Here is a 24,472-nt window from a genome sequence, read left to right on the forward strand (position 1 = left end):
TTGCGCGCGATGGGGTTCACGGCACACCCTATCGCGCGCAAGCGCGCTCCTACAAAAAAGCGACGTGCAGTTAGCGGCTGCGCGCGGCCGCTGTCTCACGCAGGTACGCGCAGAACATATTTGCCATTGCTGCGCTGAATGCATCGATCTCGCCGCGCTTGCGTGGGCTTGAGGAAAAATCCTTGCCCACGCCGCTTAGGGTGGAAACGATCAATGACACCGCCATGGCACGGGTCGCATCATTAGCTTCCGGCAGCGCCTCTTGCATAAAGGTGTGGAATACGCGCGTGCCATTGGCTTTCGCCGCACGCGCTTCCGGCGCATCGCGGTACAGCGGGGCAGCATCATCCAGCGCCACGCGCATCGCAGCCTCGTCGCACTCCGACTGGATAAAGGCGCGCACCAGTGTTCGCAGACGCTCCAGCGGTGGCCGGCCGTCGTCGGCTAGCGTATCGGCCAGCATGTCGCTGGTCTCGCGCCATTCGTCGCTTTGCAAGCGGAACAGGATCGCCGCCTTGTTCGGAAAGTATTGGTAGATCGAGCCGACGCTCACACCTGCGCGCTCGGCAACCCGTGCTGTCGTGAATCGGGCGGCACCCTCCTTCGCTAAAACCTGAGCCGCCGCCTCAAGGATTGCCGCGACGAGGTCGTTGGAGCGTGCCTGTTTCGGGCTTTTTCGCGAGGAAATCGGTGGATTTTGCTGGTTGGCCATGGCGTCCCCGGAATGCGAATAGAAAACATGACGAATTCGTCACATTCTAATCCCAAGCCCACTCACCGCAACCGGAGACACCCATGACCACCCTCACCACCGCGCCCCTCGCCGGCCTCGTCGATCGCCTGTTCCGCGAGGCCGACCAGGTGTCCTGGACCGACAACCCCGCCCTGAAGAGCCTGACGGATGCGGACCGCTCCCGCCTCATGCATAGCAAGACCGAGTACCTGGATTTCTACGGGGCGATGAAGGACCTGCCGTTGCCGGTATCCCGTGACACGGGCGCGTTGCTGTACATGCTGGCCCGTAGCACCAAGGCGCGCAGCATCGTTGAATTCGGCACCTCGTTCGGCATCTCTACGTTGCACCTCGCGGCGGCGCTCCGCGATAACGGCGGTGGCCGACTCATTACCAGCGAGTTCGAGGCATCCAAGGTGATTCGTGCACGGGAGCACCTCACCGCCGGCGGGGTCATCGATCTTGTCGAGATTCGCGAAGGCGATGCGTTGAAGACCCTCGCGACTGACCTGCCCGAGAGCATCGATCTTGTGCTGCTGGATGGTGCGAAGGCGCTTTATCCGGACATTCTGTCGCTGCTCGAACCCTGTCTGCGCGTTGGCGCACTGGTTATCGCTGACAACGCTGACTATAGCCCTGAGTACATGGCACGTGTTCGGTCGGCGAACAGCGGGTATCTGTCGGTTCCGTTCTCCGACGATGTAGAACTCTCGATGCGGATCGGTTGATCCTTTCCCGGCCTTCTGCAGTCTTCATGTGCCTGTAGAAGTCCGGACCTCCACGGTGACGCGCTCAGAACGGAAGGCGCATGCCAGAGGATTGTGCGACTTCGTAAAGCCGACGTACGAGATCGTAGTCCTGATGCTGCTGGTTGGTATAAAACCGATATTCCTTACCATCATGATCAGTGTAGATAATCGCAAACTCGCCGCATATTTCCGTGCTGCTGAAGGAGTAGCGAAGCATCATTTTGAAAGCGTCGGCGCGTAGCGTCGCAGCCGAATGTATGTCGTCGTAAACCCAGACAAACTCGTTGTTCTCGGTGCGCACAACGAGGCTCGCGGTAAACGCTCGAATCCTTTCAGGCAGCATGAAGAGCTCCCATTCGCATGCAGTTCTTCCTTGCGTATTGAACGCATTTGAGCGACATCTCATAACGCTCGTCAGTGACGTGATTGCTGGCCTCATCCAGGGCCGAAAGGCAATCGATATAGGAGAAATCATCCAGATGGACCCGATCAGAAAGTATCGTGTCGTGGCCTGCGATAGCGGCGAGTATGGCCGCAGCACTGATGAGAACTGTCGTAAGTCGGATCCAGCTCCTTCTAAGTCGTTCCATCCGTGATGTCCTGCTCCGATGTGATGACTTCGTCGTTGGCGGCCGTGAAGTCGCCTGAGTCGAATATCATCCACCAGGAGATCACTGCCATCAAGTCAGCGGATGACACCGACGAATGTCATCCTCGCTAACGAGGTACGCAGTGGACAACGCGTGGGAGAGTAGCTCGACGGCCTACCAAGGGACATGACGTGAATCCCGCTACTGCGGTTCGGCAGATCGCGCGCAGGCGCGCTCCTACATGGGGTGCAACTTTCCTTTGTAGGCGACGATCAGTCCGACGCCTGGTGCCGAGATTTCCACGTCAAAACAGAACCGACCGCCTTCTTCGTGTTCGAAGCTGATGCCTTTGGGCAGCATGAAGCCTGGCATCGGGATGCCAAGCAAAGACCAGCGTCGTGGCATGAGAAGGAGGCGATTTTCTTCGACCACGAGTGCGAGCGCGAACGATACGAGACCAAAGCGCTCGACCAGCAAATGCTCATCGCGACCGGTGCCCGCGGATTGGTGTGATGAAAAATCCTTGCCATCGAAGGTGCGCGTCCAACGTTCGCCACCGTCCTCAGGGCTAAAGTGGACGGTCAATGGCACGTTCCGCCCGGCCTTCGGGAAACCGATCACCGCGCGAATGACGCGAGCGATCAGTCCACCGCCGTGGCGCACTTCCGCGCTGCCTTGCCACTGCCGCGCTGATGCCGTCCCGTGCAGTTCGCGCAGCATTCCCGGAAGGCTCTCGAAGGCCGAGCCAAGGATGCGCTTGTACAGTGGCGCCGCAGGGTCATCCGTGCGGAAGCCGGTGTGGATCGAACGGCCCCGGAACAGGTCGTCATAGTCGGCGAGCTCAAGTGCTTGCGTAGCCGGCCGCGCGCCTGGCGCCGGGCGTTCGCCCTTCAACAGTTTGCGCACCATGGCCTCAATGGCCATTGATGGAATGTACGGGCCATCATCGCCCTCGGCCAGCAGGTGCCAGCTGCGCTCGACTGGCTTACCTTCGGCCATGCCATGAGCACGGACATACATGCCGCCACGGTGCTCGCCAAACCGCATGCGGTTGAGCACCCAGTAAAACAGCGGTGAGAGAGGCTCGAGCGACGGCAGGCTGGCATGTGCGCGGGCCGTGGCCAGGAGGTTGAGGATGCGGTGCAGGATCTCGGGCACGGGGCCCGCACCCATCCAGATGCTCTGCAGGGTCGGATGTTCCGGCGGGATCACTTGCAGGTCGGGCACATCGACCAGCGAGAAATGGATGTTCCGCAGCGGCAGCTTGCCAGGAACGGCCACGGTGAAGCGGACGCTTTCGGCGAGGCCCATGCCTTGCCCTGGCTTGCCATCGCGCCATAGCTTCACCGGCGCGCCGGCGTAGCCGACCACCGCGCGCATCACGTTCAGGCCAATGCCTGCGTACGGCGAGGGCGCGATGCCGCCATCGACGCTAATGATGTCCATGGTTCGGGCGAGTTCACGCAGCACGGCGGCGGTAAGGACGGGGAAGCTGCTGACACCGCTCAGCGCGAAGATGCCCGCTTCTTTTGCCTTGGCGTCCAGGGCAGCGACGCCGAAGACGAAGTCAGCCGCGTCCGCGAAATCGAGATAGTCGACGCGCGCAGCGATGCAGGCCTCAATGACCCCATACGGGTTCGCGCCGTAATCCTGGAACGGCCCTGATGCGTCGACGACGAGGTCAGGCCGGTCGGCGGCAAGGACCTGGGCGATGTCGAGGCGGTTGAGCTTCAATGGCCGCACCCGGGCGTTGCCTTTATACGTGGCGCAGAACGCCTCCGCCCGAGCCAGGTCACGGCCGCTGATGGTTAGTTCCATCTGCGGGATGTCGGCGAGGAGTCGCGCAAGCCGTCCGCCGAAGACGCCGTAGCCGCCGAGGATCAGGATCCGGGAAAGGCTTGAGCGCCGATGCGCCTGTCCACCGGACCATCCGCTGGGATTGTGTCCTGTCGTTCCTTCGTGCTTGTCATCCATCCACCGACGCTCATGTGATCCAGTTTCGCGAACTGTCGCGAATGGCACGCCTGCCGTCAAACCGCCGGGAAGTCGATCATGCTGCCTCCTTTTGCCTTACGCGACATCCGCCGCAGCGAAATGCGCCACCTGATCCGCGCGTGCCTTCTTGAAGGCGGGCCTCGCCGTTGCTCGCACGACGTAATCCTTACATGCGGAGAAATCCGCCAGCCCATCGAAGCGATCGACCAGGCGCAGGACATCGGACATGAGGATGTCGGCGACGGAGAACCGCCCGGCAAGCCATTCGCGCTTAGCCAGGACAGTTTCCATGTGACCTAGGCGAAGTCGGAGGAAACCATCGAGTTTCTGCCACGCGGACGATTCGCGACTCTCCTCGGAAAACACCATGATCGACCACGGCACGCTGGCCATCTCCACTGAATTCAGGGCAGCGAAAACCCATTCGGTCACTTCCGCGCGACCACGCGCATCGCCAGGCATCAACGTCTCGCTGCGATTCGCCACGTGCAGGAGGATCGCACCGCTTTCGAAAATAGAGATATCGCCATCGGTGATCCACGGCACCTGACCAAACGGCTGATGGGCGAAGTGCTCGGCGTCGCGCTCCTTGAACGAGACACCACGAACCTCGTAAGGGATCCCTGCTTCTTCCAGCGCCCAACGGACGCGCAGGTCGCGAACGTAGCCGCGTGGCGCCTCGGGCACCCAGTCGAACGTGCTGAGGATCAGGCCGGCCATCGCGCACCTCCAGTCATCGTCGGGAGGTCGCAGGGTAACCCATGGCGCCTGCAGGAGCGCGCTCAGCCAATCAACCCCAGCCGCACCAGGCTTTCCGCACTCGCTACGATCGCATCCTCGCGCGAACGCGGCTTCCACCCCAGCATGCGCTGCGCCTTCGCACTGGTGGCGCTGAGGTCTACGCCGAGCAATGCGACCACGGGGCGCAACGCCGGGTTCTTGCGTGCGGCAAGGCGGACGATCCAGTTCGGCAGCACCCGCGTCGGTACCCTTGCCGCGGCGGGGCCCATGCGCTCGCGGAGTACCCGTGCCACATCGGCCATCGACATGCTTTCACCCGCTGTGGCGATGAAGCGCTCACCTGACGCCTTCGGATCAAGCATCGCGCGAAGGTGCAGGTCGGCCACATCGCGAACATCGACGAAACCCGAATTGATCTTCGGGCAACCCTTCTGTCGGCCTTCCAGCAGGTTTTTCACCAGGCGGACGGAATGCGAGAAGTCCGCGCCCAAAGCGGGGCCCATCACGGCCGTGGGGTTCACCGAAGAGAGCTCCAGGCACTCCCCTTCGCGCTTGACGAAATCCCATGCGGCACGCTCGGCCAGCGTCTTCGACTTCTGGTACGGCGCGATATCGCCTTGCAGGTCGCTCCAGTCGGTCTCCTTGAACGGGCGTGGATAGCCAGGCTTGTGTCCTGCGCCGACCGCGCCAAATGCGGAGGTAAGGACGACACGCTTCACGCCCGCGTCCCGCGCGGCCCTCAGTACCCGCAGGTTGCCGTCCACCGCGGGGCGAATCCAGTCGTCTTCGCGCACCTGGTCGCCAGAGGGCGTGGGCGAAGCACCGTGCATGACGTAGGTGCAACCTTCGGCCGCTTCAGCCCAGCCCGCATCATCGCTGAGGTCAGCACGCACGAAGGCGAGCCGATCGCCCGCGTCCAGGCCCGCGGTGCGCAGGTTTTCGCGTACCTCCGCTTCGCGACCGAGCGTACGCACGGTGGTGCGAACGCGGTAACCACGCTCCAGTAGCGCGATGATGCAGTGCTGTGCGATGAAACCGGTACCGCCGGTAACGAGGACGAGTTCTTGGTTCATGGGGTGCTCCGGTAGTCACTGAATACCGAAAGCTTAGGGGGCGGATGCCGTACGGTGAATGCGATATAGTGCGCATTACTTGCTCCAGAGTACGGCCATGAGCGCGGATCCCTTCTCCGACATCATCAGGTTCACCCAGGCGGAATCGCTCGTGACCGGGGGTTTCAGTGCCAGTGGCCCTTGGGCGATCGCCTTTCCGCCCCCCTCGAGCATCAAGTTCTTCGCCGTGGTCAAAGGTGGCTGCTGGGTCACGATCGAGGGCGAGCCGGAGCCTGTCTGGTTCAGCACCGGCGATGTCGGCCTGATCACGGCCAAACGCCGGCTCGTATTGGCCAGCGACCTTGGCGTGCCGCCGCAAGATGCCATGGCGGTGTTCTCGGGTTCGGGCAAGTCCGTCGTGATGCTGGGCGATGGTAGTGAGTTCGCTCATATCGGCGGACACGTGCTGCTCGATCCTGCCAGCGGCCGACTGCTCGCGGATGTGCTGCCGGCGTGGATCCATGTGGATGCGGAGTCACCACAGGCAGCGTCGTTCCGCTGGCTCTTGGCCGAACTGGTCGCTGAGCGATGCACCGAGCAGCCAGGCACGCAGCTCGCCTCGGCCCAGCTCGCACAATTGCTGTTTATCCAGATCCTGCGGGCGCATCTGCAGACCTCCGGCCCGATGCCCGCGGGCTGGCTACGTGCGTTAGGTGATCCGCGCATCGCACCGGCCTTACGGCTGATGCATGCCGAACCTGCGCGCTCCTGGGGGCTGGATGAGCTTGCGCAGGCGTGTGCGATGTCGCGGACGACGTTTGCGAATCGGTTTCGGGATGTGGCCGGGAGTACGCCTTTGGCTTATCTGAGTGCGTGGCGGATGCATCTTGCCACCCGAGCCTTACGCGAAGGGAAGACCACCGTGGCCGTGCTTGCCCAGGCATTGGGGTACGCCTCGGAAAGTGCTTTTAGTACGGCGTTCAAGCGGGCCGTTGGTGAATCGCCGCGGGCTTATCGCCTTGCGGCTCGGGCCGTCGCCGAGCTCACCCAGTAGGGAGTTTAGTTTTTTGGAGTTTTGGTCACCCATAGTGACCAAAATGCGAATTTTTTAAACCGACGCAAATAGGCTGGTTTACCAAAAACGAAAAAAGGTCACTCAAAGTGACCTTTTCCCGGAAAAATTAAATCACCAGGCGAGAAGTCATTCCCACTCAATCGTAGCCGGCGGCTTCCCCGAAATGTCATAAACAACACGAGAAATACCACGTAACTCATTGATAATGCGCGTAGAGCACTTATCAAGAAAGTCATAAGGCAAGTGCGCCCAATGCGCCGTCATGAAATCGATCGTCTCCACGGCCCGCAGCGCGATCACCCACTCATAAGCCCGGCCATCACCGACCACGCCCACCGAGCGCACCGGCAGGAACACCGCAAACGCCTGGTTAACGCGGTCATACAGCCCATGCGCCCGCAGCTCTTCAATGAAGATGGCATCGGCACGCTGCAGCAGGTCGACGTATTCCGGCTTCACTTCGCCGAGCACGCGCACGCCAAGGCCCGGACCCGGGAACGGATGGCGGTAGACCATCTCGCGCGGCAGGCCGAGCTCGACGCCGATCCGGCGCACTTCGTCCTTGAACAGCTCACGCAGCGGCTCGACCAGCTTGAGCTTCATGTGCTCAGGCAAGCCACCGACATTGTGGTGGCTCTTGATGACGTGGGCCTTGCCCGTCTTGCTGCCGGCGGATTCGATGACATCCGGGTAGATCGTGCCCTGGGCGAGCCACTTCACGCCCTCGAGCTTGGCGGATTCTTCATCGAACACTTCGATGAACAGGCGGCCGATCACCTTGCGCTTGGCTTCCGGGTCTTCCACGCCGGCAAGGGCGTCGAAATAGCGCTGCTTCGCATCCACGCGGATGACGTGAACGCCCATGTGTTCGGCCATGGTGGCCATGACCTGGTCGCCTTCCTGGTAGCGCAACAGGCCGGTGTCGACGAACACGCAGGTGAGCTGGTGGCCGATGGCCTTCTCCAGCAGCGCGGCGACGACCGAGGAATCGACACCACCGCTCAGGCCGAGCAGCACGCGGTCGGAACCGACCTGCTCGCGGATGCGGACGACGGCGTCTTCGATAATGTGGGCGGCATCCCACAGGGTGTCGGAACCGCAAAGGTCCACCACGAAGCGGCGGAGCAGCTCCATGCCTTTCTTGGTGTGGGTGACTTCCGGGTGGAACTGCAGGCCGTAGAAACGGCGCTCGTCGTCAGCCATGGCGGCCAGCGGCAGGCTCGAGGTCGAGGCGGTGGAGCGGAAACCTTCCGGCAACTGGGTGACGCGATCGCCGTGCGACATCCACACGCCGAGCTCTTCACCCTGCTCCATCACCGAATCAAACAGGCCGCACGAGGCGAAGGTGACCGTGGCCGGACCGAACTCGCGGTGGTGGCCGGCTTCGACCTTGCCACCGAGCTGTTCCGACATGGTCTGCATGCCGTAGCAGATGCCGAGTACCGGCACGCCGAGATTGAACACCACGTCAGGCGCGCGGGGTGAATCCGCTTCCGTCACCGATTCCGGGCCGCCCGAGAGGATGACGCCGCGCGGGTTGAAGCCGCGGATATCGTCCGGCGCGTGGTCCCAGGCCCACACTTCGCAATAGACGCCGATCTCGCGGATGCGGCGGGCGATCAGCTGCGTGTACTGCGAGCCAAAGTCGAGGATGAGGATTTTGTCGCTATGGATATCGGTCATCGGTGCGGCCTGCAGTGGAATTCGGTAAGGCAAAAAGCAGAACGCCCACTTCGAGCGGGCGTCCTGGGTCACCTGGATCAAGCGCCCGGAGGCATTAGTCCAGGCGGTAGTTAGGCGCTTCCTTCGTGATCTGCACATCGTGCGGATGCGCTTCGCGCACGCCGGCACCCGTGACCTTCACGAACTGGGCCTTCTGGTGGATCTCGTCGATATTGGCCGTGCCCATGTAGCCCATGGAAGCGCGCAGGCCACCCATCAGCTGATGGATGATGTTGCGCATCTGGCCACGGTACGGCACACGACCTTCGATGCCTTCCGGCACGAGCTTGTCGGCGTCGGCTTCATCCTGGAAGTAGCGATCCTTCGAACCCAGCTGCATGGCACCGATCGAGCCCATGCCGCGATAGCTCTTGTAGGAACGACCCTGGAAGAGTTCGACTTCACCCGGGGATTCCTCGGTGCCGGCGAACATGGAGCCGAGCATCACCGACGAAGCGCCGGCGGCCAGGGCCTTCGGGATATCGCCGGAGTAACGGATGCCGCCATCGGCGATCAGCGGGATCTCGCCCTTGAGCGCCGTGGCGACCAGGTCGATCGAGGTGATCTGCGGCACGCCAATACCGGTGACGATACGGGTGGTGCAGATGGAGCCCGGGCCCACGCCGACCTTGACCGCATCGACGCCCGCATCGAGCAGCGCGCGCGCCGCTTCACCGGTGACGATGTTGCCGGCCACGACCTGGACCTGCGGGTAGCGCTTCTTCACCCAGCCAGCACGATCGATCACGCCCTGCGAATGGCCATGCGCGGTATCGACCACGATGACATCGACGCCGGCGGCCACCAGGGCCTCGACGCGCTTTTCGGTATCGCCACCGACGCCGACCGCAGCACCGACGACCAGGCGCTCATGCGAATCCTTGGCGGCGTTGGGGTTGTCGCGAGCCTTCTGGATGTCCTTGACCGTGATCAGGCCACGCAGCTGGAAGCCGTCGTTGACGACCAGGACCTTTTCAATACGGTTGCGGTGGAGGAGCTCGAGGACTTCGTCGTGCGACGCGCCTTCCTTCACCGTGATGAGGCGCTCTTCGCGCGTCATGATGTTGCGGACCGGGTCGTCGTGCTTGCGCTCGAAGCGCATGTCGCGGCCGGTCACGATGCCGACCAGGCGCTCGCCGTCGACGACGGGGACACCGGAGATATTGTGCGCGCGGGTCAGTGCGATGACTTCACCGATCGAGGTATCGGGACGCACAGTGATCGGGCTGCGGATGACGCCGGCTTCGAACTTCTTGACCAGGCGGACCTGCTCGGCCTGCTGCTCGGGCGTGAGGTTCTTGTGGATGATGCCAAGGCCGCCGTTCTGGGCCATGGTGATCGCCAGTCGCGCCTCGGTGACGGTATCCATGGCGGCGGATACGATCGGGATGTTCAGGCGGAGGCCGCGGGTGAACTGCGTTGAGGTATCCACATCGCGCGGCAGAACCGTGGAGTGGCCGGGAACCAGAAACACGTCGTCGTAAGTGAGTGCCTCGGCAAGGATGCGCATAGCATTAGTCCCGCGAGTAAATCACACCATTATACCCTGCGTTGCAACATTGCGACAGTGGGTGCGACACACCGCCCTCGTAGGAGCGCGCTTGCGCGCGATGCGTCTTGCCGCAAGCACCCATCGCGCGCAAGCGCGCTCCTACAGGTCAGGCATCCAGTGCGTCGGCGGCCTCGAGGGTGTTGTCCATAAGCGTCGCGACGGTCATGGGGCCCACGCCGCCCGGGACGGGGGTGATCCAGGAGGCGCGCTCGGCGGCCGGGCCGAATTCGACGTCGCCGACAAGGCGGCCATCTTCGAGGCGGTTAATGCCGACATCCACGACCACGGCGCCATCTTTGACCCACTCGCCCTTGACCAGACCGGGCTTGCCAGCGGCAACCACGAGGATATCGGCCTGGCGCACAAACGATTCGAGATTCTGCGTGAACTTATGGCAGGAAGTTACTGTACAACCTGCAATTAATAGCTCAAGCGCAAGCGGGCGACCGACGTGATTGGAAACACCGACGATCACGGCGTGGCGGCCACGCACCGGGCGATCCGTATGGCCGAGCAAGGTCATCACACCCTTCGGGGTGCAGGGACGCAGGCCAAAGCGGCGCAACGCCAGGCGGCCGACGTTGACCGCCTGGAAACCATCGACATCCTTGCGGGCATCGATGCGGTCGACCAAAGCGTCTTCGTCGATGTGATCCGGCAGCGGCGACTGCACCAGGATGCCGTGCACCGCGGGATCGGCGTTGAGGTTATCGATCAGGGTGAGCAGTTCGTCCTGCGACGTCTCGGCCGGCAGGTCGTAACCGAACGACTCGAAGCCCACCTGCTGGCAGGCCCGACGCTTGTTCTTGACGTACACCGCGGAGGCGGGATCCGAGCCGACAAGCACCACGGCGAGGCCGGGCCTGCGGCGACCTTCGGAGACCCGTTTCGCAACGCGCAGGCCGATGTGCTCCAGCAATTCGTGGGCGATGCGCTTGCCGTCGAGGATCCGTGCCGTCATGGAAAGTTCGCCCTGCGAAAAGCGGTGCATTATCCGTGATTTAATGAGGAATGACCATTGATACCGTGCCCTACCCGCATGACCTGACCGACGGCGTCGTACGCTTGCGTGCTTACCGCGATGACGATGCGCAGGGCCTGGCCGAAGCCGTGCGCGAATCGGTAGGCACGGCGGGGCCGTGGCTGGCCTGGGCGCGTGCAGATTACGACACGGCCACCGCGCAGGACTGGATCCGCCTGTGTAAGCAGGCATGGCTACTCGGCGATGGATTCGAGATGGTCATTGTCGATGCGCACACCGATCGCTTCCTGGGTGGCATGGGCGTAAACCAGCGCAATCGCGAGCACCGCTTCGCGAACCTCGGCTACTGGGTACGCGAGTCCGCGCACGGCCGGGGCATTGTGACGCGCGCGGGCAAACTGGCCCTGCGCTGGGCGTTCGAGGTCGCAGGCCTTTCGCGCGTCGAGATCGTCGCTGCCCATGACAACCTGCCCAGCCGAAAAGCCGCCGAGCGTATCGGAGGTAGTTTCGAAGGAATATTGCTTAATCGATTGGTTATTAACGAAATACCTGTCGACGCCGCCATGTACTCAGCAACCCCGCCCTTGTAGGAGCGCGCTTGCGCGCGATGGCTCTTGCCTCAGCGTGGATCGCGCGCAAGCGCGCTCCTACAGGGCGGCGGCGCACATGTGTTCGAGGTCGGTGTAACCCGTAAACGTGGCCTCAGCGCCGCAGCCGGGGCATGCGGGGTCGCGGCGCAGGGAGAGTTCGCGGAAGCGCATGCCCAGGGCGTCATAGGTGAGCAGGCGGCCAACCAGAGGCTGGCCGATGCCGAGCACGATCTTGATCGCCTCGGTCGCCTGGACGAGGCCGAGGATGCCGGGAAGCACGCCGAGCACGCCGGCTTCGGCGCAGTTTGGCGCATCGGCCGCCGAGGGCGGCTCAGGGAACAGGCAGCGATAGCAGGGTGAGTCATCACGACGCGGATCGAAGACGCTGGCCTGGCCAGTGAAGCGCTCGATGGCCGCGTAGACCATCGGGATGCTGAGGCGACGGGTGGCGGCCGCGAGCAGATAGCGTGTCGCGAAGTTGTCGGCGCCATCGACGACCACGTCATGATCGCGGATCAGTGCCTCGACATTCCCGGCCCGCAAACGCTCGGCAACGACCTGCACCTGCACGCGGGGATTCAGGGCCAGCAACGTCATGCGTGCCGATTCGGCCTTGCCGACACCGACCCGTGCATCGGCATGCACCACCTGCCGATGCAGGTTGGAGCGCTCGACACGGTCATCGTCAATGATCGTGATGTGGCCTACGCCGGCCGCTGCGAGGTACAGGAGTGCCGGTGCGCCGAGACCACCGGCACCAATCACCACGATACGCGCGGAGGCGAGCTTCGCCTGCCCTGCCTCGCCGACTTGCGCCAGCAGAACCTGACGGCTGTAGCGTTCGGCGGCATCACTATCCAGGGTACCCGCGCTCACGGGAAGGCCCGCCGTCTTCCATGCGGCCATGCCGCCTGCGACCGAATGCACTCGCCGATAGCCCATACGCTGTAGCGCTTCGCCGGCAAGCAACGAGCGCTGGCCACTGCCACACAACAAGAGCAGGTCGCGATCGTGATCGGGTTCGAGCTGCTCGATGCGCAGCTCAAGAAATCCGCGCGAAAGCCCGATCGCGCCGGAGGGCGAACCTGTCGCCCGTTCGTTGTCCTCGCGCACATCGAGCAACAACGCACCACCCGACTGGCGGGCCAGGGCGTCGATCACCGTCACTTCGGGGACGCGCGAGCGCAGGTCGTTCAACCAGCGCTCGCGATCAAGGGCTTCGGTCATGCGGGCACCTCCGGGAGGTGCGGCGCGCTTACTTCTCGCGCCGCTTCGCGTTGCGGATCATGCGCTGGCGGCTGCGCGCCTGGCTTGCCGAAAGCACGTTCTTCTTGCCGGCGAACGGGTTCTCACCGTCGCGGAAGTCGATACGGATCGGCGTGCCTTCCAGCTTGTAGCGCTTGCGGAAGAAGTTTTCCAGATAACGGCGATAAGCCGGCGCGATGTGCTTCGTGCGGCTGCCGTGGATGACGATGGTCGGCGGGTTGTGGCCGCCCGGATGCGCGTAGCGCAGCTTGGGCGCGTGCCCACGCACCAACGGCGGCTGGTACGACTCGTAGGCCTTTTCCAGGGTCCGGGTCAGGTCACTCGAGCTGAGTTCCTTGGTCGCTGCCGTATGGGCGCGCACCACGGCGCGCATCAGCTCGCGCATGCCCGAGCCATGTAGCGCAGAGATAAACACGATCTTGGCCCAGTCGGCGAACACCAGGCGGCGTTCGAGCGCACGCTGGGTCTGCTCACGCTGGTAGGCATCCAGGCCATCCCACTTGTTCACCGCCACGACCAGGGCGCGACCTTCCTCGATCACGTGACCGATCAGGGTCAGGTCCTGGTCGGCCAGGTTCTCGCGCGCATCGATCATGATGAGCGTGACCTGTGCCGCAGAAATGGACTGCAAGGTCTTGATGATGCTGAACTTTTCAAGCGCCTCTTCAACGCGCGCCTTGCGGCGGACGCCGGCGGTATCGATGAGGGTGAAGCGTTTGCCGTCGCGCTCCAGCGGGACGCGAATCGGATCGCGCGTCGTACCGGCGATGTCGGAAACGATGAGGCGCTCTTCACCGAGCAGGCGATTGATCAGCGTGGACTTGCCGGCGTTCGGGCGACCGACGATGGCCACGCGAATGCCCTGCTCTTCCAGCGACATGCGCGCTTCGGCACCGTCGTCTTCATCCAGCGGCAGGTGCGGCACCGCGTGCGCGACCAGGCGATCGACGCCGCGGTTGTGCGCCGCGGACATCGGCAGCGTTTCGGCCACGCCGAACGAAGCGAACTCGCCCATGACCGTGGTTTCGTCGGTGCCGTCAGTCTTGTTGACCACAACGATGATCGGCTTACCGCTACGGCGCAGCTCGTTGAGGATCGACGCATCGAGCGGCAGGATGCCTTCACGGGCATCGACCACGAAGACGAGCAGGTTCGCCTCGCTGATGGCGAGACGGACCTGCAATGCGGTGAGGCCTTCGATGCCTTCGTCACTACCGGAAAGGCCACCCGTATCGACCACCACGAACGGACGTTCGCCGAGGTGGCAGAAACCGTAGTGACGATCACGGGTGACGCCGGGCATATCGGCGACAAGAGCATCCCTGCTACGCGTCAGCGCATTGAAGAGGGTCGACTTACCGACGTTGGGGCGGCCGACCAGGGCGATGACGGGTAACATGGGGGAAGCTAAGGTCCTTCAGTCAATCAATGGGCGATGCGGTACGCGCCGACGTGACCTTCCACGTCTTCTACGTATACGACGTCGCCGGATACCACGGGCTGCGCGCGAATGGCCTTTTTGGACAGGCGCTCGCGAGCCACGATCTTGCCATCGGCACCGTTAAGCCAGTGGATGTGGCCATCGAGATCGCCCACCACCACGTAATTGCCCTGGGCGGAAGGTGCGCTGACCCAGCGCCACTTCAGACCGGCCTGCTTCCAGATGTTGGCGCCGCTGGTCTTGTCGAAGGCGAACACCTGCGAGGTGTCGTCCACGCCATAAAGCGAGTTGTCGTGCACATCGAGCGATGTGAACGTCGAGAACTTGTGGTTCCACAACGGGCGACCGCTGGGGCCGTCGAAAGCGGCGATATCACCGTGATAGGCGCCTGCGTAAAGCGTGGTGCCGTCAAGACTGATCGCGCCATCGGCATCGTTCAGGCGATCGATCTCGGTACGGCCTTCACCGCTCGAGAGGGTCTGTTCCCAGAGCTTCTCGCCGTTGTCGAGGCGAACGGCCACGAGCTTGCCGGCATCGCTACCGGTGAAGACGACGCCGTTAGCCACCAGCAGGCGACCATTGCCGCGCAGGCTGAGCAGCGGCACCTGCGACTGGTCGTAGACCCAGCGGCGCTCGCCGGTCTTCGCATCCAGGCCGTAGAGGCGGCCATCGTTGCAGCGAACTACGACGAGATCACCGACGACCACCGGGGCCGTGACGACTTCAGAGGAGACTTCGGCCGCCCAGCGACGCTCGCCATCCTTCGCGTTCATGGCATAGACGTGGCCATCGAGCGTACCGACGGCAAGCAGGTCACCACCCACGCCCGGGCCGCCGGAGAAGCGCGAATCTTCACGCTTGGCGTCGCCCCAGCCGAACCAGCCGTGCTGGCGGGTGCTCTTGGACCACAGCTTCTTGCCCGAGGTCGCATCGAACGCGGCGATCTTGCCATCGGTGCTCGCGGCGTAGACCACGCCATCGACGACGGCCGGACGCATGCGGATACCGGATTCGGCAGCGCCGTCGCCGACACTGTTCTTCCACAGGCGATCCACCTTGATGGACGGCTCGAGCTTCTTGTCGAGCGGGGTCGGCGGTTCGACGTTTTCCTTCTTAAACGAATGGCAGCCGGCCACGGCGGCCAGCGACGAAGTCAACGCGATTGCCCAGAAACGTTTCATGCACCCTGCTTACCGGCCACAGCCAGATCATCGAGTTTGGTTTGAACCACACCGCGCTGCGGTGCGCTGTCGCCCATGGCGGCGATCGCCGCCTGATAGGCCTTGCGAGCGTCGTCCTGGCGTCCCAGCTTGACCAGCACGTCGCCGCGGAGTTCCTGAGTCGAGGCCGAAAAGCCCTTGCCCGGGAAAGAATCGAGTGCCGTGAGCGCCTCCTGGGGCTTGCCCTGGGCGTACTTCAGCTGGGCGAAACGCAGGCTGACGAGCGACTTCAGGGTGTCGTCCTTCGCATGGGCCTGGGCCCAGTCGAGATCACCGGCGGCCTTGTCGAACTGACCTGCCATGACACTGCGTTGCGCGCGCTCGCTGGCCGCGAACACCGCCCACGCCGTATCCGAGTACTCCTTCATCAGGGTCTCGGTACGGACATCGGATTCGGAGGTCTTGTTGGTCGCGGCGGCAGCCTGCAGGGCGCTGTACTCACCGGCGGCGGCTTGTTCGTGACCCGCGCGATGCGACTTCCACTGCTGCCAGCCGAAGATGAGCGCCAGGCCGAGGGCAATGCCCACCAGGATGGAGACGCCATTCTTGCGAAGCCACTGCTGGACGCGTTCGCCCTGTTCGTAATCGTCGTAAACGTCGAATGCCATGCAATCACCCACTGCGCTCGTGGCGCAGCAAACCTTGGAAGAAACGGGCCCAAGCCGGCCATCCGGGGATGGCGGCGCGGATCAATAGGCAAGGATACCCGAAAAGCGCCGCAAGGCGGCGCCGGGTCAATCAGTAAGCGACCGGTGCCGCCTTGCCATCACGCACATCGACGCGGAAGCGAGCGACGTTGGCGCGACGGAACGACTCGATCTGTACAGGCTGGCCATCCACCGTGGCCTGGGCCCCACCGGCGTTGCCGATGCGCACATCAAGTGCGGTATCGCTGTGGTACGACTTCTGCGTGCCGGCCGGCAGGATGCCGTACTCGAGGCGCTGCCCCGACGCATCCGTCACTTCCACCCAGCTGGCCGAGGGAAGGTTGAGCGTGAGGTCGTGCCCACCCTGGCCGGAAGCGTTAGCCACAGGCGTGGCCGGGCTCGTTGCCAGCGGCGTCCTGGCGGCGCTGTGATCCAGCGGCGGGAACATGGCCATGCTGGCCAGCACCGGCTGCTGGTCTTCCGGGCGGCTCTCGACCGGCGCGGCTGGCCGCGGCTGGGTAGCGGTGGCCAGGGCGGTGGCGCTGGTCGAGGATGCGGCAGGCGCATCCTGCTGGGCCACGGGCGCGGCATCGAGCGGCGCGAGGCGCGGCATATCGCGGTCGAGCGTGCCACGCACGCCCAGCCATACCATGGGCACCACGATGATTGCGGTAAGGACCACGTAGGTCGCGGCGGTCACGTAGCGCTCGAGCAGGTAGCGCGAATGCGAAACGCCGCCGGTCACGACCAGCTCGGGCTGGCGCGGCACCAGGCGGGACAATTCGGCCTGGATGGCCTCCTCGTCCACGCCGACATGGCGCCCGTATTTGGTGAGGTAACCGCTGAGGTACACCTGGTAATCGATGCCACCGTACTCACCGGCCTCGAGCTGGCGCAGCAAGCGCACCGGCAGGCGCAAGGCCTGGCCGCAGGCTTCGACGGTGTAGCCACGCACCTCGCGCGCCGCGCGCAGGCGGGCACCGAAGTGGCCCTCGGGCGGCACGTGGTCGATCAGGACACGGCCGCCATCGGCGGCCTGGGAATCAGTCTGCGGGTCCATGGCGTCCTCCCTGTTCACAAAGGGCTCGATGCCTGCGAACAGATCCTGTTCGCGCCCGTCCCGACCGTTTGAATTCGACGATGCAGTGGTCATTGACGTGCAGTGGCTTCAAGAGCGTGCGCGGGTTCCGAATCCGGGAACGTTGCGCGCAAACGTTTGGCATAGTCCTGGGCAACCTCCCCGTTGCCCAGACGGAGCTCGATATCGTGTCCGAGCTTCAACGCATCCGGGCTGGCCACGCCTAGCGCCTCAAAGCGCTGGAGGAAGGCACGGGCCCGGAATGCATCGTTCTTAAGGTACAACACGTTGGCCATCTGAAACAGGGCGTCCGCGTTTTTCGGGTTGCGATCGAGTGCCTGGCGAAAGTACGTCTCGGCTCCGTCGTAGTCCTTCGCCTTCAGCTCGCAGGTACCGGCATTCGAGAGCGCCAGGTCCGGCGTGCCGTAGAACGGGTCAGCCAGGGCACGATCGAAAAACGGCTTTGCGTCGGCCGCCCGGCCGCGCTGGCAGAGAAACACGGCGAGGTTGTTGTTCGTATCGCCCTTCTTCGGGTCGAGTTCCACCGCCTTGCGGTACTGCAGCTCGGCGTTGGCAGGGTCCTTGATGCGCTCATAGAGAACGCCCAGCACGGTATGCGCCGGGGCGTAGGTGGGGTCGAACTGCACCGCCTTGTTGAGCTTGTCCATGGCACCCTCGAGGTTGCCCTGCTCCATGTACTTCGTCGCGAGCTCGGTGTGGATCTCAGCGCCATGCCGGCGCTCGTCCGCCTTCGAGTCCTGCTTCAAGTGGGCCCCTGGGCCATCGCCGCCCGTTGTCACACAGCCGGCGCACGCCACCGCGAGCGCAACCACCACCCCCCACCGCTCAAGCCGCATTCACAACCCCTTCTTCGAGCTTCTTGCGGAACTCCGCCTGACGGCGCGTGCGATCAACCACCTGCCCCTTCAGCTGGCCACAGGCGGCATCGATATCGTCACCGCGCGTGCGGCGGAGCATGGTAAGCACCCCGGCATTCAGCAACTGCGTCTGGAACGCGCGGATCTCTTCCGGCTCCGAACGCTCGAAACGCGTGCCCGGGAACGGATTGAACGGGATAAGGTTGACCTTATTGTTACCCGGCAGGCGGCGCATGAACTTGATCAGCTGGCGCGCGTGCTCCGGGCGATCGTTCACGCCCTTCATGAGCGTGTACTCGAACGTGATGGTGGTACGCGGCGCCCGGCGGATGTAACGCTCGCAGGCGCCAGCCAGTTCGGCCAGGTTGTAGCGCTTGTTCAGCGGCACCAGCTCGGTGCGCAGTTCATCGTTGGCAGCGTGCAGCGACACGGCCAGCGAGACGTCGCTCTCGGCCGAGAGCTTGTCGATCATCGGCACCAGGCCGGCCGTGGAGAGGGTGACGCGCTTGCTGGCCAGGCCGAAACCGAGGTCATCGCGCATCAGGCTCATGGCCTTCACGACGTTATCGAAATTGAGCAACGGCTCACCCATGCCCATCATCACCACGTTGGTGATGCGGCGCTGGTGGTGGGTCACGTTGCCCAGGAATTTGGCGGCGACCCACATCTGGCCAATGATTTCGGCCGTTGAGAGGTTGCGCGAGAAGCCCTGGGTTGCCGTGGAGCAGAACTGGCAATTCAGGGCGCAGCCGACCTGTGATGACACGCACAGCGTGCCGCGGGTCGGCTCCGGGATATAGACGGCCTCGATGGCGTTGCCGCCATCCATGCCGAGCAGCCACTTGTGGGTACCATCGACCGCGGCCTTTTCGAACACGGTCGACGGCGGCCCGACATAGCAGCTGGCATTGAGCTTTTCGCGAAGGGCCTTGCCGACATCGGTCATGTTCTCGAACTTGTCTTCGAGACGATGGTAGATCCACTTCATGACCTGGTCCGCGCGATACGGCTTCTCACCCAGGCTGGCGAAGAAATCGCGCAGGCCCTGGCGATCGAAGTCGAGCAGGTTGACCTTGTCGGCAGGCGTATTCACGGCAGTTCTCAGTGCGAAACGACGTCCGAGTCGTTAAAGAAGTACTTGATCTCGTTAGCGGCGTTCTCGAGCGAATCCGAGCCGTGCACGGCATTGGCGTCGATCGATTCAGCGAAGTCGGCGCGGATGGTGCCGGCGGCGGCTTCCTTCGGATTGGTGGCGCCCATCAGGTCACGGTTCTTGAGGACTGCGCCTTCGCCTTCCAGCGCCTGGATCATCACCGGGCCGGAAATCATGAACTCGACCAGCGCGCCGAAGAACGGACGCTCCTTGTGGACGGCGTAGAAGCCTTCGGCCTCTTCGCGGGTCAGCTGCTTCATCTTGGCGGCGACGATCTTGAGACCGGCCTTTTCAAAACGGGCCAGGATTTCGCCGATGACGTTCTTCTTGACAGCGTCGGGCTTGATGATCGAAAGGGTGCGCTCCAGCGCCATACGGGTGCTCCGGGAAAGGATTGAAGAAACAGATAATGCCGGGGTCCGCAGGGACGCCCGGTGAAAGTTTGAAGGCAAAGCCGTCAGGAATGACGGACTTAGCTCACGAATTCTTGACGGATTCTAGCTCATCCGCGCGCCGTTTGCAGGGTTGTGCAGCGCACATTGACCACCAAATAAAGCCAGGCGTATTCTCAAACGATCGTTTGATTCAAACTGACCCGCCGGAGTGGCCCGACCATGACCCCTGCCCCCTACGCCTCACGTGAGCGCAGTACGAAGGAACGGATCCTGGGCGCCGCCGAGGCGCTGTTCGCGACCCACGGCTTCGCCGGGGCTTCCCTGCGCCAGGTGACGGCCGCTGCCCGGGTCAATCTGGCCGCCGTGAACTACCACTTCGGCTCAAAAGACAAGCTGATCGAAGAAGTGTTCCGGCGCCGGCTGGATGAGTTGAATACCCGCCGCCTGGCCGCCCTGCAGCGCCTCGCCGGAAGGGACGACACCAGCCTGGAAGATGTCCTGGACGCCTATATCCGCCCGGCGCTGGATCTCTCCCGTACCGACGGCGGCGGTGCCGCCTTCGTTCGCGTGCTGGCCCGCGCCTACGCTGAGCATAACGAGACCCTGCGCCGGTTCCTCTCCGAGAACTACGGCCACATCCTGCGCCAGTTCGCCGCGGAATTCGCCCGCCTGCTGCCCGGCCTGGCGAAGGAAGACATCTACTGGCGCCTGGATATCGTCACCGGCGCCCTGACCTACGCGATGGCCGACTTCGGCATCATCCAGCGCAAGAGCGACGTCGCCGAGCGCGACCACCGCGAGACCGCGGCCGAACACCTCATCCGCTTCGCCGCCGCCGGCATGCGCAACCCATCCGTTTCGAACGCCCCGGCCAGCCCACGCTGACCGTGACGACTTTTTGCACCCTGGAGATCACCATGACCGCAACACCGCTACGCATTCGCAAGGCCGCGGTACTCGGCGCCGGCGTCATGGGCGCGCAGATTGCCGCGCACCTGACGAACGCCAATGTGGAAACCGTGCTGTTCGACCTTCCCGCGAAGGAAGGCCCGAAGAGCGGTATCGCCCTCAAGGCCATCGCCAACCTGGCCAAGCTCTCGCCGGCACCGCTGGCCGAGAAGTCGCTGGGCGCGGCCATCATCCCGGCGAATTACGAGGATGACCTGGCCCTGCTGGCGGATGTCGACCTGGTAATCGAGGCGATCGCCGAGCGGATGGACTGGAAGCTGGACCTCTACCAGAAGATCGCGCCGCATGTGTCGAAGACCGCCGTGCTGGCCAGTAACACTTCCGGCCTGTCGATCAACGGCCTGGCCGAGGCGCTGCCGGAAGAGATGCGCCACCGCTTCACCGGCGTCCACTTTTTCAATCCGCCGCGTTATATGCACCTCGTCGAGCTGATTCCGACGAAGCTCACCGAGCCGGGCGTGCTCGAAGGTCTCGAGGCCTTCCTGACCACCACCCTAGGCAAGGGCGTCGTCTACGCGAAGGACACCCCGAACTTCATCGGCAACCGCATCGGCGTGTTCTCGATGCTGTCGACCATGTTCCACACCGAGCAGTTCGGCCTGGGCTTCGACACCGTCGATGCACTCACCGGCCCGGCCATCGGCCGCCCGAAGAGCGCCACCTTCCGCACCGCGGACGTGGTCGGCCTGGACACGCTCGCCCATGTGGTCAAGACCATGGGCGATACCCTGCCGGACGACCCCTGGCATAAGTACTTCCAGCCGCCGGTGTGGCTGAAGGGCCTGATCGACAAGGGGGCGCTAGGCCAGAAGACCGGCGCGGGCTTCTACCGCAAGGCCGGCAAGGACATCGTGGTCCTCGACCTGCAGAAGCAGGATTACCGCCTGTCCGAAGGCAAGGCCTCCGACGAGGTCGCCGCGATCCTGGCGATCAAGGATCCGGCCGAGAAGTTCGCAAAGCTCCGCGCCTCGGCAGATCCGCAGGCGCAGTTCCTGTGGGCCGTGTTCCGCGACCTGTTCCACTACACCGCGTTCCACCTGGCTGACATCGCCGAGACCGCGCGTGATGTCGATTTCGCCATCCGCTGGGGTTACGGCTGGAAGCTTGGGCCGTTCGAACTCTGGCAGGCCGCCGGCTGGCAGCAAATCGCTGGCTGGATCGCCGAAGACATTGCGGCCGGCAAGACCATGAGCAGCGCTCCGCTGCCCGCATGGGTCACCGATGGCCGCAACGGCGTGCACGGCAAGGCCGGCTCGTACTCCGTCAGCGCCAACGCCGAGAAGCCGCGCTCGACCCACCCGGTCTACGCCCGCCAGGCCTTCCCGGATCCGATCCTGGGTGAGAAGTTCGACCAGGGCAGCACCGTGTGGGAGAACGACGGCGTGCGCCTTTGGACCCAGGGCGATGGTATCGGCATCATCTCGTTCAAGACCAAGATGAACACGGTCAACGACCACGTGCTCGATGGCATCCAGCATGCCGTCCGCCTCGCCGAACAGCAGTTCCGTGGCGTGGTGCTGTGGCAGCCGAACGAGCCCTTCTCGGCCGGCGCCGACCTCAAGGGCGCGCTGAGCCTGCTCCAGGCCGGCAAGCTTGCCGAGTTCGAGGCCATGGTCGCGAACTTCCAGGCCACCAGCATGGCGATCAAGTATTCGCTGGTGCCGGTCGTGGCAGCCGTGCGTGGCCTCGCCCTGGGCGGCGGCTGCGAATTCCAGATGCATTCGGCGCGCACCGTCGCGGCGCTGGAAAGCTATATCGGTCTCGTCGAAGCCGGCGTGGGCCTGCTCCCGGCCGGTGGCGGCCTGAAGGAACTGGCGGTGCGTGCCGCGCAGCAGAATCCCGAAGATCCGTTTGAGTCCCTGAAGAAGGTGTTCGAGACGGTCGCCATGGCCAAGGTCTCGACCAGCGCCATTGAGGCCAAGACGCTCGGCCTGCTGCGCAAGGAAGACATCGTGGTCTTCAACGCATTTGAACTGCTGCACGTGGCGAAAGCCCAGGCGCTGGCCATGGCCGAGTCCGGCTACCGTCCGCCGATGCCGGCGCGCGCCATTCCCGCGGCGGGCGACACCAGCACGGCCACGTTCAAGGCCAATCTCGCGAACATGGCCGAGGGTTATTTCGCCTCGCCGCACGACATCAACATCGCCAGCCGCATTGCCGACACGCTCTCGGGCGGCCGGGTCGAACGCGGCTCGGCGGTGGATGAAGAGTGGCTGCTCGCCCTTGAGCGCAAGCACTTCGTCGAGCTGGCCCAGACCGAAAAGACCCAGGCCCGCATCGCCCACACGATGACGACGGGCAAGCCGCTGCGTAACTGACGCGCCAAGCGCTCTTACGCAACCGACCTGCCCCCTTAAAGGAAAGCATTCCATGAGCAAGCAAGTGCAAGACGCCTACATCGTCGCCGCCACCCGCACCCCGGTGGGCAAGGCGCCGCGCGGCGTGTTCCGCAATACCCGCCCCGATGACATGCTCGCCCACGTCATCCGCGCCGTGATGGAACAGGCCCCGGGCATCGACCCGGCCATGATCGCCGACGCGATCATCGGCTGCGCCATGCCCGAAGCCGAGCAAGGCATGAACGTGGCACGCATCGGCGTGCTGCTTGCCGGCCTGCCCGAGCAGGTGCCGGGTGTCACCATCAACCGCTTCTGCTCGTCGGGCGTGCAGGCCATCGCCATGGCCGCGGACCGTATCCGCCTGGGCGAAGCCGACCTGATGCTGGCCGGCGGCACCGAGTCGATGAGCATGGTGCCGATGATGGGCCACAAGATCGCCATGAACCCGGCGATTTTCGAGAACGACGAAAACCGCGCGATCGCCTTCGGCATGGGCATCACCGCCGAGAAGGTCGCCGAGCGCTGGAAGGTCAGCCGCGAAGACCAGGATGCGTTCGCCCTGGCGTCGCACCAGAAGGCACTGGCCGCGATCCAGAACGGCGAGTTCAAGGACGAGATCACGCCGTTCCAGCTTGATGATCGGTATCCGGACCTGAAGAACCGCACGGTGAAGGAAGACCGCCGGATCATCTCGATCGACGAAGGCCCGCGCGCCGACACTTCGCTCGAGGTGCTGGGCAAGTTGCGCCCGGTGTTCCGCAACGGCCAGTTCGGTGGCTCGGTCACGGCGGGTAACTCGTCGCAAATGTCCGATGGTGCCGGTGCGCTGCTGCTCGCCTCGGAGAAGGCGATCAAGGATTACGGCCTGACCCCATTGGCCCGCTTCGTGGGCTTCTCGGTGGCCGGCGTGGCGCCGGACATCATGGGCATCGGTCCGAAGGAAGCGATTCCGAAGGCACTGAAGCAGACCGGCATCACCCAGGACCAGCTGGACTGGATCGAACTCAACGAGGCCTTCGCGGCCCAGGCCCTGGCGGTCACCCGCGACCTCGGCCTGGATCCGTCCAAGGTGAATCCGTTGGGCGGCGCCATCGCCCTCGGCCACCCGCTGGGCGCCACCGGTGCGATTCGCGCCGCCACGCTGATCCACGGCCTGCGCCGTCGCAAGCAGAAGTACGGCATGGTGACGATGTGCATCGGCACCGGCATGGGCGCCGCCGGTATCTTCGAAGCCCTGTAACCCCCCCCTGTAGGAGCGCGCTTGCGCGCGATGGGTCTTGCCGCAAGCACCCATCGCGCGCAAGC

22 protein-coding genes are annotated in these 24,472 nt (G+C 64.0%); 6 read left to right on the plus strand and 16 right to left on the minus strand.

All coding sequences use genetic code 11. The features are described from left to right. Positions 1–70 precede the first annotated feature (70 nt). Complete coding sequence (locus tag VGN46_RS02135) at positions 71–712, minus strand: TetR family transcriptional regulator (RefSeq protein WP_331640125.1); 642 nt, start codon at positions 710–712, stop codon at positions 71–73. Positions 713–795: 83 nt separating this feature from the next. Here VGN46_RS02135 and VGN46_RS02140 point away from each other — a divergent pair, with 83 nt between their 5' ends. Continuing rightward, positions 796–1,461 carry an O-methyltransferase gene (locus VGN46_RS02140; protein ID WP_331640127.1) on the plus strand — a complete coding sequence of 222 codons (666 nt, stop codon included), beginning with the start codon at positions 796–798 and terminating at the stop codon, positions 1,459–1,461. A gap of 64 nt (positions 1,462–1,525) precedes the next feature. Here VGN46_RS02140 and VGN46_RS02145 read toward each other — a convergent pair whose 3' ends face one another. The 4 genes from VGN46_RS02145 to VGN46_RS02160 all read right to left on the minus strand — a co-directional run bounded on the left by VGN46_RS02145 (position 1,526) and on the right by VGN46_RS02160 (position 5,881). Beyond that, positions 1,526–1,825: a hypothetical protein gene (locus tag VGN46_RS02145; RefSeq protein WP_331640129.1), complete on the minus strand. Its 300-nt coding sequence runs from the start codon at positions 1,823–1,825 to the stop codon at positions 1,526–1,528. 484 nt (positions 1,826–2,309) lie between these two features. Then, positions 2,310–4,046: a DUF4166 domain-containing protein gene (locus VGN46_RS02150; protein ID WP_331640131.1), complete on the minus strand. Its 1,737-nt coding sequence runs from the start codon at positions 4,044–4,046 to the stop codon at positions 2,310–2,312. 96 nt (positions 4,047–4,142) lie between these two features. After that, positions 4,143–4,787 (minus strand): glutathione S-transferase family protein, encoded by a 645-nt coding sequence (locus tag VGN46_RS02155; RefSeq protein WP_331640133.1) that lies wholly within the window; start codon positions 4,785–4,787, stop codon positions 4,143–4,145. 62 nt (positions 4,788–4,849) lie between these two features. Next, on the minus strand, positions 4,850–5,881 hold the full coding sequence (locus VGN46_RS02160; protein WP_331640135.1) for an aldehyde reductase: 1,032 nt from the start codon (positions 5,879–5,881) through the stop codon (positions 4,850–4,852). A gap of 97 nt (positions 5,882–5,978) precedes the next feature. Here VGN46_RS02160 and VGN46_RS02165 point away from each other — a divergent pair, with 97 nt between their 5' ends. After that, on the plus strand, positions 5,979–6,914 hold the full coding sequence (locus tag VGN46_RS02165) for an AraC family transcriptional regulator (RefSeq protein WP_331640137.1): 936 nt from the start codon (positions 5,979–5,981) through the stop codon (positions 6,912–6,914). Between the two features lie 147 nt (positions 6,915–7,061). Here VGN46_RS02165 and guaA read toward each other — a convergent pair whose 3' ends face one another. From guaA to folD, 3 genes are all read right to left on the minus strand, one after another. Then, entirely contained in the window at positions 7,062–8,618 is a 1,557-nt protein-coding gene (gene guaA / locus VGN46_RS02170) for a glutamine-hydrolyzing GMP synthase (RefSeq protein WP_331640139.1), read from the minus strand. A gap of 94 nt (positions 8,619–8,712) precedes the next feature. Further along, positions 8,713–10,167, minus strand: a complete 1,455-nt coding sequence (guaB, locus tag VGN46_RS02175) for an IMP dehydrogenase (protein ID WP_331640141.1) — start codon at positions 10,165–10,167, stop codon at positions 8,713–8,715. A 148-nt stretch (positions 10,168–10,315) separates the two neighbouring features. After that, positions 10,316–11,170, minus strand: coding sequence for a bifunctional methylenetetrahydrofolate dehydrogenase/methenyltetrahydrofolate cyclohydrolase FolD (gene folD / locus VGN46_RS02180; protein WP_331640143.1), 855 nt, complete (start codon positions 11,168–11,170; stop codon positions 10,316–10,318). Between the two features lie 50 nt (positions 11,171–11,220). On the opposite strand from folD, the gene VGN46_RS02185 reads away from it, so the two are divergent. Then, on the plus strand, positions 11,221–11,781 hold the full coding sequence (locus VGN46_RS02185; RefSeq protein ID WP_331640145.1) for a GNAT family N-acetyltransferase: 561 nt from the start codon (positions 11,221–11,223) through the stop codon (positions 11,779–11,781). Between the two features lie 57 nt (positions 11,782–11,838). On the opposite strand, the gene moeB is transcribed toward VGN46_RS02185, so the two are convergent. The 8 genes from moeB to ndk form a co-directional block, all read right to left on the minus strand. Then, the gene (moeB, locus tag VGN46_RS02190) at positions 11,839–13,008 is read right to left on the minus strand and encodes a molybdopterin-synthase adenylyltransferase MoeB (protein ID WP_331640147.1); all 1,170 of its coding nucleotides are present in this window, start codon (positions 13,006–13,008) and stop codon (positions 11,839–11,841) included. Between the two features lie 28 nt (positions 13,009–13,036). Continuing rightward, the gene (gene der, locus VGN46_RS02195) at positions 13,037–14,446 is read right to left on the minus strand and encodes a ribosome biogenesis GTPase Der (RefSeq protein WP_331640149.1); all 1,410 of its coding nucleotides are present in this window, start codon (positions 14,444–14,446) and stop codon (positions 13,037–13,039) included. A 26-nt stretch (positions 14,447–14,472) separates the two neighbouring features. Continuing rightward, positions 14,473–15,669 carry an outer membrane protein assembly factor BamB gene (gene bamB / locus VGN46_RS02200; protein ID WP_331640151.1) on the minus strand — a complete coding sequence of 399 codons (1,197 nt, stop codon included), beginning with the start codon at positions 15,667–15,669 and terminating at the stop codon, positions 14,473–14,475. After that, on the minus strand, positions 15,666–16,316 hold the full coding sequence (locus VGN46_RS02205) for a YfgM family protein (RefSeq protein WP_331640153.1): 651 nt from the start codon (positions 16,314–16,316) through the stop codon (positions 15,666–15,668). The genes bamB and VGN46_RS02205 overlap by 4 nt, the downstream gene beginning before the upstream one ends. A 130-nt stretch (positions 16,317–16,446) precedes the next feature. Beyond that, positions 16,447–17,415: a helix-turn-helix domain-containing protein gene (locus VGN46_RS02210; RefSeq protein ID WP_331640155.1), complete on the minus strand. Its 969-nt coding sequence runs from the start codon at positions 17,413–17,415 to the stop codon at positions 16,447–16,449. Positions 17,416–17,504: 89 nt separating this feature from the next. Further along, entirely contained in the window at positions 17,505–18,290 is a 786-nt protein-coding gene (gene pilW / locus VGN46_RS02215) for a type IV pilus biogenesis/stability protein PilW (protein WP_331640157.1), read from the minus strand. Then, complete coding sequence (rlmN, locus tag VGN46_RS02220) at positions 18,280–19,404, minus strand: 23S rRNA (adenine(2503)-C(2))-methyltransferase RlmN (protein ID WP_331640160.1); 1,125 nt, start codon at positions 19,402–19,404, stop codon at positions 18,280–18,282. Before rlmN ends, pilW begins: the two co-directional genes overlap by 11 nt. A gap of 8 nt (positions 19,405–19,412) precedes the next feature. Then, positions 19,413–19,838 (minus strand): nucleoside-diphosphate kinase, encoded by a 426-nt coding sequence (ndk, locus tag VGN46_RS02225; protein ID WP_247426371.1) that lies wholly within the window; start codon positions 19,836–19,838, stop codon positions 19,413–19,415. 240 nt (positions 19,839–20,078) lie between these two features. Here ndk and VGN46_RS02230 point away from each other — a divergent pair, with 240 nt between their 5' ends. The 3 genes from VGN46_RS02230 to VGN46_RS02240 are packed head-to-tail and all read left to right on the plus strand — an operon-like array spanning position 20,079 to position 24,407. Then, the gene (locus tag VGN46_RS02230) at positions 20,079–20,744 is read left to right on the plus strand and encodes a TetR/AcrR family transcriptional regulator (protein WP_331640165.1); all 666 of its coding nucleotides are present in this window, start codon (positions 20,079–20,081) and stop codon (positions 20,742–20,744) included. A 32-nt stretch (positions 20,745–20,776) separates the two neighbouring features. Next, positions 20,777–23,146 carry a 3-hydroxyacyl-CoA dehydrogenase/enoyl-CoA hydratase family protein gene (locus VGN46_RS02235; protein ID WP_331640167.1) on the plus strand — a complete coding sequence of 790 codons (2,370 nt, stop codon included), beginning with the start codon at positions 20,777–20,779 and terminating at the stop codon, positions 23,144–23,146. Positions 23,147–23,198: 52 nt separating this feature from the next. Next, positions 23,199–24,407: an acetyl-CoA C-acyltransferase gene (locus VGN46_RS02240; RefSeq protein WP_331640169.1), complete on the plus strand. Its 1,209-nt coding sequence runs from the start codon at positions 23,199–23,201 to the stop codon at positions 24,405–24,407. Positions 24,408–24,472: the final 65 nt, after the last annotated feature.

Origin of the sequence: Luteibacter sp., from assembly GCF_036500425.1 — a bacterium.
GTDB lineage: Bacteria > Pseudomonadota > Gammaproteobacteria > Xanthomonadales > Rhodanobacteraceae > Luteibacter.

What these genes read in the sequence shown, in the direction of transcription:
- VGN46_RS02135 (WP_331640125.1), bottom strand. Translation starts at nt 712, where the DNA reads ATGGCCAACCAGCAAAATCCACCGATTTCCTCGCGAAAAAGCCCGAAA.
- VGN46_RS02140 (WP_331640127.1), top strand. Translation starts at nt 796, where the DNA reads ATGACCACCCTCACCACCGCGCCCCTCGCCGGCCTCGTCGATCGCCTG.
- VGN46_RS02145 (WP_331640129.1), bottom strand. Translation starts at nt 1,825, where the DNA reads ATGCTGCCTGAAAGGATTCGAGCGTTTACCGCGAGCCTCGTTGTGCGC.
- VGN46_RS02150 (WP_331640131.1), bottom strand. Translation starts at nt 4,046, where the DNA reads ATGGATGACAAGCACGAAGGAACGACAGGACACAATCCCAGCGGATGG.
- VGN46_RS02155 (WP_331640133.1), bottom strand. Translation starts at nt 4,787, where the DNA reads ATGGCCGGCCTGATCCTCAGCACGTTCGACTGGGTGCCCGAGGCGCCA.
- VGN46_RS02160 (WP_331640135.1), bottom strand. Translation starts at nt 5,881, where the DNA reads ATGAACCAAGAACTCGTCCTCGTTACCGGCGGTACCGGTTTCATCGCA.
- VGN46_RS02165 (WP_331640137.1), top strand. Translation starts at nt 5,979, where the DNA reads ATGAGCGCGGATCCCTTCTCCGACATCATCAGGTTCACCCAGGCGGAA.
- guaA (WP_331640139.1), bottom strand. Translation starts at nt 8,618, where the DNA reads ATGACCGATATCCATAGCGACAAAATCCTCATCCTCGACTTTGGCTCG.
- guaB (WP_331640141.1), bottom strand. Translation starts at nt 10,167, where the DNA reads ATGCGCATCCTTGCCGAGGCACTCACTTACGACGACGTGTTTCTGGTT.
- folD (WP_331640143.1), bottom strand. Translation starts at nt 11,170, where the DNA reads ATGACGGCACGGATCCTCGACGGCAAGCGCATCGCCCACGAATTGCTG.
- VGN46_RS02185 (WP_331640145.1), top strand. Translation starts at nt 11,221, where the DNA reads ATGACCATTGATACCGTGCCCTACCCGCATGACCTGACCGACGGCGTC.
- moeB (WP_331640147.1), bottom strand. Translation starts at nt 13,008, where the DNA reads ATGACCGAAGCCCTTGATCGCGAGCGCTGGTTGAACGACCTGCGCTCG.
- der (WP_331640149.1), bottom strand. Translation starts at nt 14,446, where the DNA reads ATGTTACCCGTCATCGCCCTGGTCGGCCGCCCCAACGTCGGTAAGTCG.
- bamB (WP_331640151.1), bottom strand. Translation starts at nt 15,669, where the DNA reads ATGAAACGTTTCTGGGCAATCGCGTTGACTTCGTCGCTGGCCGCCGTG.
- VGN46_RS02205 (WP_331640153.1), bottom strand. Translation starts at nt 16,316, where the DNA reads ATGGCATTCGACGTTTACGACGATTACGAACAGGGCGAACGCGTCCAG.
- VGN46_RS02210 (WP_331640155.1), bottom strand. Translation starts at nt 17,415, where the DNA reads ATGGACCCGCAGACTGATTCCCAGGCCGCCGATGGCGGCCGTGTCCTG.
- pilW (WP_331640157.1), bottom strand. Translation starts at nt 18,290, where the DNA reads ATGCGGCTTGAGCGGTGGGGGGTGGTGGTTGCGCTCGCGGTGGCGTGC.
- ndk (WP_247426371.1), bottom strand. Translation starts at nt 19,838, where the DNA reads ATGGCGCTGGAGCGCACCCTTTCGATCATCAAGCCCGACGCTGTCAAG.
- VGN46_RS02230 (WP_331640165.1), top strand. Translation starts at nt 20,079, where the DNA reads ATGACCCCTGCCCCCTACGCCTCACGTGAGCGCAGTACGAAGGAACGG.
- VGN46_RS02235 (WP_331640167.1), top strand. Translation starts at nt 20,777, where the DNA reads ATGACCGCAACACCGCTACGCATTCGCAAGGCCGCGGTACTCGGCGCC.
- VGN46_RS02240 (WP_331640169.1), top strand. Translation starts at nt 23,199, where the DNA reads ATGAGCAAGCAAGTGCAAGACGCCTACATCGTCGCCGCCACCCGCACC.